Source organism: Natronorubrum bangense, assembly GCF_004799645.1.
GTDB lineage: Archaea > Halobacteriota > Halobacteria > Halobacteriales > Natrialbaceae > Natronorubrum > Natronorubrum bangense.
Genome location: NZ_CP031305.1, coordinates 1235394 through 1249451, shown reverse-complemented (window position 1 = coordinate 1249451; position 14058 = coordinate 1235394). Strand labels below are relative to the sequence as shown.

Below are 14058 nucleotides of genomic sequence, written 5' to 3'. Positions count from 1 at the left end.
TGAACGCGAACTCATCGAACACGGAGGAGCTGCACTGATGGTCGTCGGAGACGTCACCACCGGGACGGACCTTTTGATCATCGGAGCCGGACCGGCCGGCTACGTGGCCGCGATCCGCGCCGGCCAGCTCGAGCTGGACGTCACACTCGTCGAAAAAGACGCCTACGGCGGTACCTGCCTGAACTACGGCTGTATCCCCTCGAAAGCGCTGATCACGGCGACCGATATCGCCCATGAGGCCGGCAACGCCGAGGCGATGGGCATTCACGCCGATCCAGCGATCGACCTCGCAGGGATGGTCGAGTGGAAAGACGGCGTCGTCGACCAGCTCACAAGCGGCGTCGAGAAACTCTGTAAAGCGAACCAAGTCACCCTGCTTGAGGGCACGGCCACGTTCGTCGACGAACACACCGTCCGCGTCTCTCACAGCGGCGAGGGACAGGGCTCAGAGACTCTCGAGTTCGAAAATGCCATCGTCGCAACCGGCTCGCGCCCCATCGAGATCCCGAACTTCGAGTACGGCGACGAGCCAGTACTGAACTCGAAACAGGCGCTCGCGCTCGACTCTGTCCCCGACTCGATGGTCATCGTCGGCGCAGGCTACATCGGGATGGAACTGGCGGGTGTGTTCGCCAAGCTGGGAACTGACGTGACTGTCATCGAGATGCTCGACTCGATCCTGCCGGGCTACGACGACGATCTGAGACGTCCCGTCAAACAGCGAGCGAACGACCTCGGCATCGAGTTCGAGTTCGGCTACACCGCCTCGGAGTGGCACGATCGCGACGACGGCATACAGGTCATCGCCAACCCAGCGGCCGACGATAGTGACGATGACCGACTCGAACTCGACGCCGAGAAAGTCCTCGTCGCCGTCGGTCGCCAGCCCGTTTCGGACACGCTCGCCCTCGAGGAGGCCGGCATCGAGACGGATGATCGTGGCATTATCGAAACCGACTCGCGCGGGCGGACGTCTGCCGAGCACATCTTCGCTGCCGGCGACGTGGCAGGTGAGCCGATGCTCGCCCACAAAGGCAGCATGGAGGGGAAAGTCGCCGCCGAGGTCATCGCCGGCGAGCCGTCGGCGATCGACCATCAGGCGATGCCCGCAGTCGTCTTCACTGACCCCGAAATCGCGACCGTCGGGATGACCGAATCAGCAGCCGAAGATGACGGCTTCGAGACTGTCGTCGGCACGTTCCCGTTCCGTGCCAGCGGCCGGGCGCTGACGACTGGCGACACCGACGGGTTCGTCAAAATCGTCGCCGAGGAGTCCGACGGCTACGTCCTCGGCGCCTCGATCGTCGGCCCCGAAGCCTCCGAACTCATCGCCGAACTCGGTCTGGCAGTCGAGTTGGGTGCGACCCTCGAGGACGTCGCCTCGACAGTCCACGCCCACCCGACACTCTCTGAATCGGTGATGGAAGCCGCCGAGAACGCGCTCGGCCACGCGATTCACACGCTGAATCGCTGACTCTCCAGTCCACTTCCGGAGTCGTCCCCGCATCGAAGCGACACTCGTCTCGCATTCGCTGTCCGAACTCGAGAGAGTTCGGACCAGCTTCGACCCGAAACTGATTCGATTCGCCGCTCTCCGACCCACCACATCATGATTGAGAGCTTTCTCCACCGCGAGCTAATACTCAAGCAACAACGCAAGTCAAGCTGTTGAGCGATCACGGGCAGTCCCGTCCCAATTTCGACACTTACTGGACGTACAGCGAGTACGCAATCACGAGAAAGCCAGCCAGCACGAGCAGACTCTCGAGTAAAACACCCATCGCGAGTCCGACACCGAGCAGCTCATACAGTAGTCCGGCAAGCACGAGTCCGAGTGTTACGAGTCCGAACCCGATCGTAAGATAGCCAAGCGCCTGTTGGCGTGTCCGCCGGTATGCTTTGAACGCAAAATACGTGATGACGCCTCCAACCACGAGAACGAGTGTTTTGACAACCGCAAGCGCGAGTGCAATTTCGGCCGTGCCAGTCTGGTGTGGACTCATGTCTCCTTTCGCACCTCCGACCACAGCTCGGCCAACCGCTCGTCTGCCGTCCGAGCCGGGCGCTCGATCTGGACAGCTAGCGTTCGATCTTCATCTAACACGAGCGTGATCTCGTCGAACGCGACTGCGTACTTGCTCGCGTGGTGGCCGTCCTGACGGATTTCTGTCGACTCTTCAAGCAATGTCGACTCGGTTAGCAGTTCCAGCTTCCGATATAGCGTTGACTGTGGAATCTCACACTGATTCGTTAATTCAGCGGCTGTCATGGGCTCCTCGAGGTTCCGGATGATTTCACGGCAGTCGGGATCGTCGAGTGCAGAGCAGATCTCCTCTGCTGACGGCGTTGACTCCGAAGCAATCGGGTCCCGGACCATTCGTTCTACCCTTACAACGCACGCGGTTTATCGGCATCGATGCGTTTGTTCCTCCTGCTGTCGATACCAACACGCTCTCGACGCATTCCTACTGATCGAGTCACGAAGCTTTCTTGCACGTGCACGCTCAACTGCATTCCACGCGGGTCTCATTCGGTCCGACCGCGTCTACAAGGGTGGGATGATCGACCGACCTCCGCCCGCGTGACATTCTGTCCGTGAACTCACGCCTCGAGTGTCTACCGTGTTTGCCGCTGTGATCGAGCTGTGTAACTGATGGGACTCCCTATCATGGTACCGAGTTTCGATTGACAGTTCTTTCGACGGCCTTATACATGAACCAGCCATTCGATGCTAATGCAAACGTCGTGGCGTACATCGCCACGTCCTCCGGCCGTGTTCCGGCACGGGCGAAATACATCATCCATCCTCGTACACGATCCGTCGGATTGCTCCGACGGTTAACGTATCTGGGCAGTCCAGATCAGTTCGCAGTCGGTCTCGCCGACCGCGACTGTTCACTGCCTTTATACGTTGCTGGGCGATCGCGCTGGATCGAAAACACCTTGGCGGATGCGGCTTCCGGCGAGGTCCGATCCGACGCCCTTAAGTGTACAAGACAACTCGGATGTGAATGCAAAGAAGATGTGATCGACGAAGCGTTCAATCCGTTTCGTCATCTCGGACCACTCGAGTTCGAAGGGGTTATGTACCCCAGACAACCTACGAATAGGTCCGAAGGAAATGAGGATCCTACCCCTGCGGTCCGCCGTACAGATGGGATCTGATGTTAGCCTTGGTAGTTCGGTGACGCCTGATCGGTCGTCGATCGCGGTCACCGAACGTGGACCCATTTATGTGTGAGTGTGTATTCGAACATTCACCGCCAAATGAACCCTCCCAACAGTGGTTGGGAGTAGATAGCATTCCGGTTGATCCTGCCGGAGGTCATTGCTATTGGAGTCCGATTTAGCCATGCTAGTTGTACGAGTTTAGACTCGTAGCAGATAGCTCAGTAACACGTGGCCAAACTACCCTATGGATCCGGATAACCTCGGGAAACTGAGGCCAATCCGGAATACGATTCCCAAGCTGGAACTGCTGGGAATCCGAAACGCTCAGGCGCCATAGGATGTGGCTGCGGCCGATTAGGTAGACGGTGGGGTAACGGCCCACCGTGCCAATAATCGGTACGGGTTGTGAGAGCAAGAGCCCGGAGACGGTATCTGAGACAAGATACCGGGCCCTACGGGGCGCAGCAGGCGCGAAACCTTTACACTGCACGCCAGTGCGATAAGGGGACTCCGAGTGCGAGGGCATATAGTCCTCGCTTTTCACCACCGTAAGGAGGTGGTAGAATAAGTGCTGGGCAAGACCGGTGCCAGCCGCCGCGGTAATACCGGCAGCACGAGTGATGACCGCTATTATTGGGCCTAAAGCGTCCGTAGCTGGCCGTGCAAGTCTATCGGGAAATCTGTGTGCCTAACACACAGGCGTCCGGTGGAAACTGCTCGGCTTGGGACCGGAAGACCAGAGGGGTACGTCTGGGGTAGGAGTGAAATCCCGTAATCCTGGACGGACCACCGGTGGCGAAAGCGCCTCTGGAAGACGGATCCGACGGTGAGGGACGAAAGCTCGGGTCACGAACCGGATTAGATACCCGGGTAGTCCGAGCTGTAAACGATGTCTGCTAGGTGTGACGCAAACTACGAGTTTGCGTTGTGCCGTAGGGAAGCCGTGAAGCAGACCGCCTGGGAAGTACGTCCGCAAGGATGAAACTTAAAGGAATTGGCGGGGGAGCACTACAACCGGAGGAGCCTGCGGTTTAATTGGACTCAACGCCGGACATCTCACCAGCATCGACAATGTGCAGTGACGGTCAGTGTGATGAGCTTACCTGAGCCATTGAGAGGAGGTGCATGGCCGCCGTCAGCTCGTACCGTGAGGCGTCCTGTTAAGTCAGGCAACGAGCGAGACCCGCATGCCTAATTGCCAGCAGTACCCTTGTGGTAGCTGGGTACATTAGGTAGACTGCCAGTGCCAAACTGGAGGAAGGAACGGGCAACGGTAGGTCAGTATGCCCCGAATGTGCTGGGCGACACGCGGGCTACAATGGCCACGACAGTGGGATGCAACCCCGAAAGGGGACGCTAATCTCCGAAACGTGGTCGTAGTTCGGATTGAGGGCTGAAACTCGCCCTCATGAAGCTGGATTCGGTAGTAATCGCGCCTCAGAAGGGCGCGGTGAATACGTCCCTGCTCCTTGCACACACCGCCCGTCAAAGCACCCGAGTGAGGTCCGGATGAGGCCGCCGCAACGGCGGTCGAATCTGGGCTTCGCAAGGGGGCTTAAGTCGTAACAAGGTAGCCGTAGGGGAATCTGCGGCTGGATCACCTCCACAGACCGGGACTGGGGCGACGCCCCAGCCCACAAGTCGTAGCGTTTTGCGCTACGCGGTTCACGTTCGATTGACCCATCGCTGGGCCGATCGGGCACCTTAGAACTACCGAGGCTAACACGTATATCTCTGTCCGCCCGTCTGGGCGGACGTGGGCCCATAGCTCAGTGGTAGAGTGCCTCCTTTGCAAGGAGGATGCCCAGGGTTCGAATCCCTGTGGGTCCATGACTCGTACCGGTCACAGATCCGTGCCCTTAAGTGGGCGACGGGATTGTGATTGAGTACGACTGAACTGATGCACCACCCCGCGTAAGTGTGGGTGGGAAGGGTCAATGCAGGCCGGCCGTCTACCGGCGTGCAGATGAGACCGTGTGTACGTGTAGTCCAGGCGTCCACTGGACCCGTTCCCGGGTCACTATACGTTGCGACTTTGTCGCAACGCCGATCCGATGAACGTGGCTACTGTGCCAGCTGGTGGATCGCTCGGCTTGAGAGCTGAAGAAGGACGTGCCAAGCTGCGATAAGCCCAAGGGAGCCGCACGGAGGCAAAGAACTTGGGATCTCCGAATGGGAATCCCCACCGCAATTGCTTCGCGCAATGGGGAACGTCGAGAATTGAAACATCTTAGTATCGACAGGAAAAGAAAACGAACGTGATGTCGTTAGTAATGGCGAATGAACGCGACACAGTCCAAACCGAAGCCTTCGGGCAATGTGGTGTTCGGACTGACGATCACTTCTCGAAAGACGACAGGAAGTCTCTTGGAATAGAGCACGAAACAGGGTGACAGTCCCGTAGTGTCGTTGAGTACGGAACGAGTCAGCTCCAGAGTATCGGGGGTTGGATATCCCTCGTGAATATCGCGGGCATCGACCGCGAAGACTAAACACTCCTCAAGACCGATAGCGAACAAGTAGTGTGAACGAACGCTGAAAAGCACCCCACAAAGGGAGGTGCAATAGGGCGTGAACTCAGTTGGCGATAGAGCGACAGGGCACAAAAGGTCCCGTATCAAATGAATCAGGCGCGAGCCTGTAGTAAGCCGTACGGGAAGCCGGTGTTCTGTCGTACGTTTTGAAAAACGAACCAGGGAGTGTGCCTGTTTGACGAGTCTAACCTGATCATCAGGGAAGGCGTAGGGAAACCGATATGACCGCAGTGCTTTGCACCAGGGTCACCGTGTTCAAGCGCGGGGAGTCAAACGGGCACGACCCGAAACCGGACGATCTAGGCGTGGACAAGGTGAAGCGTGCCGAAAGGCACGTGGAGGCCTGTTAGAGTTGGTGTCCTACAATACCCTCTCGTGATCTACGTCTAGGGGTGAAAGGCCCATCGAGTCCGGAAACAGCTGGTTCCAACCGAAACATGTCGAAGCATGACCTCTGCCGAGGTAGTTCGTGGGGTAGAGCAACGGATTGGGGGACCGCACTCCGAGAGGAGTGCGCCCCCCTGTCCAACTCCGAACCTACGAACGCCGTTTGACGCAGGGAGTCCGGTGCGCGGGGTAAGCCTGTGTACCGTGAGGGAGACAACCCAGAGCTGGGTTAAGGTCCCCAAGTGTGGACTAAGTGCGATCGAAGGTGGTCTCAAGCCCTAGACAGCCGGGAGGTGAGCTTAGAAGCAGCTACCCTCTAAGAAAAGCGTAACAGCTTACCGGCCGAGGTTTGAGGCGCCCAAAATGATCGGGGCTCAAGTCCACCACCGAGACCTAGCGGCATCCTTGATCGGATGATCCCGTAGGTTGGCGTTCTGTTCGGGCGGAAGCACGGCCGAGAGGTCGTGTGGACCGTTCAGTAACGAAAATCCTGGTCATAGTAGCAGCGTTAGTCGGGTTAGAACCCCGACGGCCGAACGAGTAAGGGTTCCTCAGCAATGCTGATCAGCTGAGGGTTAGCCGGTCCTAAGTCAGCCCGTAAGTCGAAGCTGACAACAGGGAAATAGGTTAATATTCCTATGCCAGTGTGCATCCAAAGCCAACGCTTTGGGGCCGCCTGAGCTGGGCTTTCGCCCAGTCGAACTGTCAAAGTTCGTGGAAGCCGTAATGGCACGAAGCGAGCGAACGGCAGGATAGCGCAAGTCAGGTCAACCCAGAGCCCGTGAAAAGGCAAGCACACTGTCCGTACCGAGATCCGACACAGGTACTCGTGGCGGCGAAAGCCAAGGTCTGTCGGGAGCAACCGACGTTAGGGAATTCGGCAAGTTAGTCCCGTACGTTCGCAATAAGGGATGCCTGCCTCGCGAAGAGGCAGGTCGCAGTGACTCGGGCGCTCCGACTGTCTAGTAACAACATAGGTGACCGCAAATCCGAAAGGACTCGTACGGTCACTGAATCCTGCCCAGTGCGGGTATCTGAACACCCCTTACAAGGGGACGAAGGACCCGTTAACGGCGGGGGTAACTATGACCCTCTTAAGGTAGCGTAGTACCTTGCCGCTTTAGTAGCGGCTTGCATGAATGGATCAACGAGAGCGCCACTGTCCCAACGTTGGGCCCGGTGAACTGTACGTTCCAGTGCGGAGTCTGGAGACCCCCAAGGGGAAGCGAAGACCCTATAGAGCTTTACTGCAGGCTGTCACTGAGACGTGGTCGCCATTGTGCAGCATAGGTAGGAGCCGTTACACAGGTACCCGCGCTAGCGGGCCACCGAGGCAGCATTGAAATACTACCCGATGGTGACTGCGACTCTCACTCCTGGCGGAGGACACTGGTAGCCGGGCAGTTTGACTGGGGCGGTACGCGCTTGAAAAGATATCGAGCGCGCCCCAAGATTTCCTCACTCGGGTCGGAGACCCGAGAAAGAGCGCAAGAGCATAAGGAAGTCTGACAGTGTCCGGCACAACGACGGACGCTGACGCGAAAGCGTGGTCTAGCGAACCAATTAGGCTGCTTGATGCGGCCAATTGCTGACAAAAAAGCTACCTTAGGGATAACAGAGTCGTCACCCGCAAGAGCACATATCGACCGGGTGGCTTGCTACCTCGATGTCGGTTCCCTCCATCCTGCCCGTGCAGAAGCGGGCAAGGGTGAGGTTGTTCGCCTATTAAAGGAGGTCGTGAGCTGGGTTTAGACCGTCGTGAGACAGGTCGGCTGCTATCTATTGGGGGTGTGAGGTATCTGACGGGAACGTTCGTATAGTACGAGAGGAACTACGAATGGGTGCCACTGGTGTACCGGTTGTTCGAAAGAGCACGTGCCGGGCAGCCACGCACCACGGGGTAAGAGCTGAACGCATCTAAGCTCGAAACCCACCTGGAAAAGAGATACCACTGAGGCCACTCGTAGAAGACGAGATCGATAGACTCGGGATGTACGCGCCAAGGCAACGAGGCGTTGAGTCCGCGAGCACTAATCGGCCAAGCCACACATTCATATTACATCGCATTGGATCCGTGACGCGAGAACGGGTCCGGACGCAAACTGGACTACACATACACTCGGTCAGAGAGACCACCGATTACGGTTTGACGACGGTTCGATTCCGTTGATCGGCGTTACGGCGGCCACAGCGGCGGGGTTCCTCCCGTACCCATCCCGAACACGGAAGATAAGCCTGCCTGCGTTCCGGCGAGTACTGGAGTGCGCGAGCCTCTGGGAAATCCGTTTCGCCGCCTCCATTCATACTTCACCCTCAGTGAGCCACAGCTCCGGCTCGCTGGGGGTTTTCGTATTTATGGGTTGCGTGGTCATGACACACCGCTCGTGCCGTACCGCTATGCTTAAACGAACGCAACAACAATAATCAGGTGCGCCAAGGTGGCAGAGTCCGGCCGAACGCAGCGGCCTGCAGAGCCGCCCACCGCCGGTTCAAATCCGGCCCTTGGCTTTTTTACGATACTCCAACGCCGACAGACGTGTTACTACGCTCGAGCGGTCGGTTCAAGCTTCGGCTGTGTCACTCGCCATATCCTGCGCCCACAGTTATGAAGCTCGAACTCGACGCACAGTGTGATCGTGATCCGGGAGTTACAGCAGCGTATGTCCGGGCTGGTTCTGATGAGCGTCGTGTTCGACCTCAAGTCTAACCGCGGTGACGAGGTGGTGTGTGATTTCGGATCGAAAAGACAGCCCATCAATACAAGCCAGCACTCGTTAGAGCGGTCCGTCGCTGGGATGGCCGGACAATCCGGGCTTTCTGGTTTGGATCAACTGTTGCCACCTGTCGCTCACGGAGTTGTTCGTCGTAAAAGCGGGTCGGGCGCGATTATGAACTCCCCCAGAAATGCTCGTGGTTCGAGAGCACAAGGCGCTCCCGTCATCACGGAACAACTTCGCTGTGTCTTTCTGGTCTCGTTCAAATCGCTTCGGATACGCGAACTGCTCCACACGTATTTGTTCGCAGTAGAGTAGCAGGCCGGGCACGATTGTGAACTACGCCGAAACGTTCCAGTTCGCTCGCTGCGCTCGCTCACGGACTGCGATTCGTCCACTTCAAATCGCTCTAGCCGCTTTGCTCTTCGCGTAATTGCTCGGAGCAAAAGCGGGCCGGGCGCGATTTGAACACGCGACCGTCTGGTTAAAAGCCAGACGCTCTGCCAGACTGAGCTACCGGCCCTGTACATCCTACTTTTGGGGTTATGTGGTTAAACGTTTCTTTCTTCATCGGCCAGCGGACGGTCTCGAGGGTGCACAATCGTGTGAAAAGCAGACATGCGTGCTGTGACCGTCACTCGAAGTACTCCTCGAGTGCGTCGCTAACGATCGTCCCGGGTTCGACGCCATTGATCGAGGCTTGGCGGCGGAGATCACGGTAGGTTGGTGGCGAGAGCGTAAGCTCGAGTTGACCAAGCGTTACGCCGTGTTCGGCGAGTGCGTGTTCGATCGGGGTGTCGTTGTTGACAGCGCTTGCAATGCTGCGGACCTCGCGGACGGTAAGGGGTCCGTCGAGGGTGGCCCATGCAAGGAGGAGTCGCGCTTCGCCGCCGACGCGGGCGATGTGTTTGGCGGCTGTGGGTGCGATACGGCCGAGTGCAACCTGTTTACGGACCGATCGGGGGAGGTCGTGGACACGAGCCCACTTTCGAATGAACGAGACGGTTGTGTCGCCGCCGGCACGTTCGGCTGCAGCCTTGTACGACCCTTCACCACGAACGAGAGCAGCACAGGCAGCGGCACCGCGAAGCATGTAGAGGTGATCGTCGTTGATTTCGCCGTTGGCGAACTGGCGGACGGTCTCGGCGGCGTCAGCGAGACTGTTGGGATCGTCAGGATTGAACTGAACAGCGTCGCGAGCACGAGTACCGGTGACCGATTCGTCGCCCCGGATAACTGGTGCACCGACGGGCGACTCGCGGTCCGTCGGGATCGAGCGGTCGTCGTCACGACGGCGGTGTGTGCCGGGTCGATTATCAGTCATGGTCTTTCAGTAGGAGACTTAGGGGGAAAAATGTCGCTACCTGTGCCAGCAGCTTATTCACCGCGTTTCTCGGCGAGGTGCTCCCAGATCTCTGTGCACCCTGCTCCTTCTTCGATGTCGTCGAGATGAGCGTCGTCCCGTTCATCGTCTTCGTGTTCGTGGGAGATCGGCGTTGGTTTACATTCGGCCGTATCAGTCATGGATACGCCTTCGAACGGCGGGTGCATAAGTACGGCTTCGGCTGCAAGCGATACCCCTGCTTGGGCCTATCGGTTAGTGATGCCGCTATCCCGGACACCTCGTGTTGGCTTGGTCAGCGCTGAGGCTGTACACCCCGGCACGTCAGGGTGCGACTCCGTTCGCGCTGTCGTGTCATTTGATGTTTACGGCAAAATATTCTGGTAAGTGAGGCACCCTTCGAGAATGAACGACTGATATGGTCTGCTGTGCGTTGTTTCTGGCACGACCGCGAGCAGTCCTGGGTCGCACCGGTACAGCAGGCCGTCTGAAGTGAGAAGATTGGGTGCCAGTACTATTTTTGGTACTCGACGCGCTATCTTCGAGCGTGACAACGCAGGCACCCGGGATCGGCGATGGCGGCGGGCTCTCGATTCGGGCCGCTGAGCGGGCCGATCTCCTCGCTGTCGCCCGTATCGAGAACGAGTCGTTCGCCCAGCCATGGCCCTACAACGCTTTCGAACGGTTTCTCGGTGAGCCTGGCTTTCTCGTCGCGCTCGATGGAGCCGATGCGATCGTCGGCTACATCGTTGCCGATGTCACGCAGAACTTCGGACAGCGACTCGGCCACGTCAAGGATATCGCCGTCTATCCCGACCGCCGTGGAACGGGCGTCGGCACCGCACTTCTTACACAGGCACTTGCTGTGCTTGCGGCCCACGGTGCCGAGACAGTCAAACTCGAGGTTCGATGCTCGAACGACGGCGCGAAGCGGCTCTACCGAGAGTTCGGTTTCGAGCCGCTTCGGCTCGCTCCGGGCTACTACGAGGACGGCGAGGACGCAATCGTGATGATTCGGAAACTCGAGTAACTGTTCGACTCGTGTGAGCTGTCTCGTCGAGCGCCGTCGGGCGTGGCGTTTTACTGTCGGCGCTCCTAGTGACGAGCATGAGCTACGCCTGCCCCGTCTGTGACACCGAACAGGCAGACGCCGTCCATCTCGCGAATCACCTCGCGATCACCGCCTCGCTTGGCCGGCAAGACCACAGCGAGTGGCTCGCTGAGCACGCCCCCGAGTGGAGTGAGTGTACACCCGCGGAGCTGGGCGAGATTGTCAGCCGGTACGCTCCTGAGATCGATACATCTGGAGCCGAGGCGTCGAGCCACGGACACGATCATGGCCGTCCAGAATCACTTGAGGAAGGACTTGCCCGGCAGAGTCGCCAGCCCGGCCGCGGGGCACTGTCTGCTGAAGCCGAAAGCGTCCTCGAAGAGGCAAGGGAACTGACCCAGCAGATGGCGTCTGATGGTGACGATGACGGGTCTGTCGACGGGACCACGGCTGCAGCGGAGTCGACGGACGACTCGAGGACGTAGGCCAAACGCGTAACTGGTAACTTGATGCCCCAAGCACGTCGAGGTATGCACACTGTCGGGACGGTTTCGCCCGCGTCGATCGAGGAAGCGCGTGAGTACTACGAAGATATCGGGCCGGCGGCACAGACCGTCGTTCGCGAGGTTGCAAAGGCCATGGAGTTCGACCGCGAGGAGTACGATGACCGTGTCACGGGCGACGTCGTCGAGACAGCACGGGATGCACTGTTTGCAAGCCTGCTCGAGGTCAACGTCGGGAGTCGCGAGGCGTTCGACGATTGGCAGGACTCGTATGACGGCGACGTCACGGTCGTTGGCCACGAGAACGTCGACCGTGTCGTCTGGCATGCCGGTCCTGGCGACGAGGCCGTTGCCGCCACGTTCCAGAACGAAGAGGATGCAGCGGTTGCGACGCTTCGACGGCAGGCGTTTGGCCGGCTGTATCGAGAGCGGGTCTGATCACACAGTCATCGGAACCGACGAAACGGCATCTATTACGGCCTTGAGACCAACACTCCGTGGTAATGACGACACCTGACGAGTGGGACCTCCACGAGGAAGTCACCGAGTACGAGACGCCGTGGTACGACGGTGGGTACGACTTGCTCGAGCAACCTGACGGCACCGAGAAACGGTACTACTGGGCGGACCTGCCGCCGGCAGTGGTTGTGGTTGCCCGAATCAGCGCCGACGTTCTCGAGTCCGTCGACGGAACTGATGGAGATCACCTGCTGTTCGTCGAGCAGTATCGGCCGACGATCCGGGAAACGCATCTCGAACTTCCAGCCGGAATCGTCGAAGATGGAGAATCCTACACGCACGCCGCAGCCCGCGAGCTCGAGGAAGAGACTGGTTTCAAGCCATCGAGCACTGCGCTCTTGCAGGAGTACGCGGTCGCAACCGGTGTACTTCGTCACGATCGGGGAGTCGTCTACGCCGAGGGACTCGTACCTGGCGAGCGCGAACTCGACAACAACGAGTTTCTCGAGGTGGCGACGGTGCCGATCGAGTCGGCGCTCGAGCGTGCACGCGAGCAGCCGGCGAACGACTCGACACTGACCTCGTTGCTGTTGGCGAAAGAAGACGGATTGATCTGAGTTGGCGTCAGTTCGGGCTGCTGGTTACTTCGAACTGCGACTCAGGAGCGAGCGGAGTCGACCACTGCCGCCGGGTGTCTCGACCGTTCGATCATGCGTCTCGTCGAACGTTGCCATGACTGCCAGCCCTACGATACAACACAGGATGATCGCGCCGCCGACGGCTGTCAGTGTCGTCAGACCACCGAGAAACAGCCCGACGACGAGGATGATCGAACCGATGAGTTGGCCGACGAACAGGGCCTCGAAGGTCAGTAATTCTCTGTTCATATGGTACCAAATGACGCCAACGTAGATAACCGGGATAGACGACCCACTGGACTGTCAGTGTTTTAGATGGTTTCTCGGAACTCCTTCGACGGAAGTAGGTCCTCGAGTGGCGCTCCGGGCAGCCTGCGAGGGGAGTTGTGCGTCGGAGTTGACCCGTGGCCTTATTCTGCAGGCGTCCCAAGCCGGATGTGATGGACGGCGAAATCTCTCCCAATGAAGTCCACGACCTTCTCGAGGACGATGCCGACGTGTGCATCGTCGATATTCGTGATGCGCGGAGCTTTGCACACAGCCGCATTCCTGACAGCGAAAACGTTCCGTTTCACGAACTCTCGAGGCGGATCGAAGAACTCGAAGGCGAAGACCACATCGTGACCGTCTGCCCACACGGCCAATCGAGTATTCAGGCAGCCCGACTCATCAGCTCCTACGAGGGTACTGCGGACGCCCGTGTCGAGAGCATGGAGGGCGGGCTGGATAAGTATGGTCTGAAGTTCGGACTCGTCAGCGAGTCAGACGACGCCGATGACACTGACGAATCCGCGAACGCTGAATCTCCCTTTTGACCAGGCTGTCGCTACTGGTTGTCTGGACGTCCGTGTCGTGTAAAAAACGCAGTTAGTGAAGAGGCGGTACGCGAGACGGCCGTGGGGTTCGGAAGTCGTCTCAGACCATCGCGGGCATCAGGCGACGTTGAAGCCGCGGTCCCGAAGGAAATCCTCGATGCGGCCGGTATGGTTCCCCTGGAGTTCGATGTGGTCGTCTTCGACAGTCCCACCACAAGCGAATTTGGACTTGAGATCCGACGAGAGACTGTCTAAGTCGACATCCTTCGGATCGAATCCTTCGACGATCGTTACCTCTTTTCCGTATCTGCGCTCGTCAATGCGGATATTGAGTTGCTGTTGTCCCTTGGCCACGTCTTCGCAGACGCAAAGTTCCTCGGGCAGCCCGCACGTCGAGCAGACTTCCGACATTACGGTCGATGGTACGAAACGGCCATATTAAAC

12 protein-coding genes, 3 tRNA genes and 3 rRNA genes are annotated in these 14058 nt (G+C 58.6%); 11 read left to right on the top strand and 7 right to left on the bottom strand.

Annotated features, from left to right (window positions below):
* Positions 1 to 37: 37 nt before the first annotated feature.
* Complete coding sequence (gene lpdA, locus DV706_RS06240) at positions 38 to 1474, top strand: dihydrolipoyl dehydrogenase (protein ID WP_006065486.1); 1437 nt, start codon at positions 38 to 40, stop codon at positions 1472 to 1474.
* A 232-nt stretch (positions 1475 to 1706) separates the two neighbouring features.
* Here the strand turns inward: lpdA and DV706_RS06235 are convergent, their stop codons facing one another.
* Positions 1707 to 2003 carry a DUF7521 family protein gene (locus DV706_RS06235; protein WP_006065487.1) on the bottom strand — a complete coding sequence of 99 codons (297 nt, stop codon included), beginning with the start codon at positions 2001 to 2003 and terminating at the stop codon, positions 1707 to 1709.
* On the bottom strand, positions 2000 to 2377 hold the full coding sequence (locus DV706_RS06230) for a winged helix-turn-helix domain-containing protein (RefSeq protein ID WP_006065488.1): 378 nt from the start codon (positions 2375 to 2377) through the stop codon (positions 2000 to 2002). Before DV706_RS06230 ends, DV706_RS06235 begins: the two co-directional genes overlap by 4 nt.
* 925 nt (positions 2378 to 3302) lie before the next feature.
* On the opposite strand from DV706_RS06230, the gene DV706_RS06225 reads away from it, so the two are divergent.
* The 5 genes from DV706_RS06225 (at position 3303) to DV706_RS06205 (ending at position 8600) form a co-directional block, all read left to right on the top strand.
* Positions 3303 to 4777, top strand: a 16S ribosomal RNA gene (locus tag DV706_RS06225).
* A 152-nt stretch (positions 4778 to 4929) separates the two neighbouring features.
* A tRNA-Ala gene (locus DV706_RS06220) sits at positions 4930 to 5001 on the top strand.
* 225 nt (positions 5002 to 5226) lie between these two features.
* Positions 5227 to 8144, top strand: a 23S ribosomal RNA gene (locus tag DV706_RS06215).
* A gap of 125 nt (positions 8145 to 8269) precedes the next feature.
* Positions 8270 to 8391: ribosomal RNA gene (gene rrf / locus DV706_RS06210) — 5S ribosomal RNA — on the top strand.
* The 16S, 23S and 5S rRNA genes sit together here with 2 tRNA genes alongside, the layout of an rRNA operon.
* A gap of 133 nt (positions 8392 to 8524) precedes the next feature.
* Positions 8525 to 8600 (top strand) — tRNA-Cys (locus tag DV706_RS06205).
* Positions 8601 to 9255: 655 nt separating this feature from the next.
* On the opposite strand, the gene DV706_RS06200 is transcribed toward DV706_RS06205, so the two are convergent.
* The 3 genes from DV706_RS06200 to DV706_RS21680 all read right to left on the bottom strand — a co-directional run bounded on the left by DV706_RS06200 (position 9256) and on the right by DV706_RS21680 (position 10330).
* Positions 9256 to 9329: transfer RNA gene (locus tag DV706_RS06200), tRNA-Lys, on the bottom strand.
* A gap of 111 nt (positions 9330 to 9440) precedes the next feature.
* A complete protein-coding gene (locus DV706_RS06195) occupies positions 9441 to 10130 on the bottom strand; it encodes a DUF7119 family protein (protein WP_006065974.1) in 690 nt (229 codons plus the stop codon).
* A 53-nt stretch (positions 10131 to 10183) separates the two neighbouring features.
* Positions 10184 to 10330: a hypothetical protein gene (locus tag DV706_RS21680; RefSeq protein ID WP_169331116.1), complete on the bottom strand. Its 147-nt coding sequence runs from the start codon at positions 10328 to 10330 to the stop codon at positions 10184 to 10186.
* Positions 10331 to 10695: 365 nt separating this feature from the next.
* Between DV706_RS21680 and rimI the strand changes: the two genes are divergently transcribed.
* The 4 genes from rimI (at position 10696) to DV706_RS06175 (ending at position 12778) form a co-directional block, all read left to right on the top strand.
* Entirely contained in the window at positions 10696 to 11178 is a 483-nt protein-coding gene (gene rimI / locus DV706_RS06190; protein WP_006065976.1) for a ribosomal protein S18-alanine N-acetyltransferase, read from the top strand.
* Between the two features lie 77 nt (positions 11179 to 11255).
* Positions 11256 to 11684 (top strand): DUF5810 domain-containing protein, encoded by a 429-nt coding sequence (locus tag DV706_RS06185; RefSeq protein WP_006065977.1) that lies wholly within the window; start codon positions 11256 to 11258, stop codon positions 11682 to 11684.
* Positions 11685 to 11729: 45 nt separating this feature from the next.
* Positions 11730 to 12140 carry a DUF5809 family protein gene (locus DV706_RS06180; RefSeq protein ID WP_006065978.1) on the top strand — a complete coding sequence of 137 codons (411 nt, stop codon included), beginning with the start codon at positions 11730 to 11732 and terminating at the stop codon, positions 12138 to 12140.
* A gap of 65 nt (positions 12141 to 12205) precedes the next feature.
* Positions 12206 to 12778 carry an NUDIX hydrolase gene (locus DV706_RS06175; protein WP_006065979.1) on the top strand — a complete coding sequence of 191 codons (573 nt, stop codon included), beginning with the start codon at positions 12206 to 12208 and terminating at the stop codon, positions 12776 to 12778.
* A gap of 24 nt (positions 12779 to 12802) precedes the next feature.
* On the opposite strand, the gene DV706_RS06170 is transcribed toward DV706_RS06175, so the two are convergent.
* The gene (locus DV706_RS06170) at positions 12803 to 13048 is read right to left on the bottom strand and encodes a hypothetical protein (protein ID WP_006065980.1); all 246 of its coding nucleotides are present in this window, start codon (positions 13046 to 13048) and stop codon (positions 12803 to 12805) included.
* A gap of 191 nt (positions 13049 to 13239) precedes the next feature.
* Between DV706_RS06170 and DV706_RS06165 the strand changes: the two genes are divergently transcribed.
* A complete protein-coding gene (locus DV706_RS06165; protein ID WP_006065981.1) occupies positions 13240 to 13614 on the top strand; it encodes a rhodanese-like domain-containing protein in 375 nt (124 codons plus the stop codon).
* A gap of 117 nt (positions 13615 to 13731) precedes the next feature.
* On the opposite strand, the gene yciH is transcribed toward DV706_RS06165, so the two are convergent.
* Positions 13732 to 14025: a stress response translation initiation inhibitor YciH gene (yciH, locus tag DV706_RS06160; RefSeq protein WP_006065982.1), complete on the bottom strand. Its 294-nt coding sequence runs from the start codon at positions 14023 to 14025 to the stop codon at positions 13732 to 13734.
* Between the last annotated feature and the right edge of the window lie 33 nt (positions 14026 to 14058).

Excerpts from the sequence above, each read along its gene's own strand:
- DV706_RS06195 (WP_006065974.1), bottom strand. The coding sequence starts at position 10,130 with ATGACTGATAATCGACCCGGCACACACCGCCGTCGTGACGACGACCGC.
- DV706_RS06180 (WP_006065978.1), top strand. The coding sequence starts at position 11,730 with ATGCACACTGTCGGGACGGTTTCGCCCGCGTCGATCGAGGAAGCGCGT.
- yciH (WP_006065982.1), bottom strand. The coding sequence starts at position 14,025 with ATGTCGGAAGTCTGCTCGACGTGCGGGCTGCCCGAGGAACTTTGCGTC.
- lpdA (WP_006065486.1), top strand. The coding sequence starts at position 38 with ATGGTCGTCGGAGACGTCACCACCGGGACGGACCTTTTGATCATCGGA.
- DV706_RS06235 (WP_006065487.1), bottom strand. The coding sequence starts at position 2,003 with ATGAGTCCACACCAGACTGGCACGGCCGAAATTGCACTCGCGCTTGCG.
- DV706_RS06175 (WP_006065979.1), top strand. The coding sequence starts at position 12,206 with ATGACGACACCTGACGAGTGGGACCTCCACGAGGAAGTCACCGAGTAC.
- DV706_RS21680 (WP_169331116.1), bottom strand. The coding sequence starts at position 10,330 with ATGACTGATACGGCCGAATGTAAACCAACGCCGATCTCCCACGAACAC.
- DV706_RS06230 (WP_006065488.1), bottom strand. The coding sequence starts at position 2,377 with ATGGTCCGGGACCCGATTGCTTCGGAGTCAACGCCGTCAGCAGAGGAG.
- DV706_RS06170 (WP_006065980.1), bottom strand. The coding sequence starts at position 13,048 with ATGAACAGAGAATTACTGACCTTCGAGGCCCTGTTCGTCGGCCAACTC.
- DV706_RS06185 (WP_006065977.1), top strand. The coding sequence starts at position 11,256 with ATGAGCTACGCCTGCCCCGTCTGTGACACCGAACAGGCAGACGCCGTC.
- DV706_RS06165 (WP_006065981.1), top strand. The coding sequence starts at position 13,240 with ATGGACGGCGAAATCTCTCCCAATGAAGTCCACGACCTTCTCGAGGAC.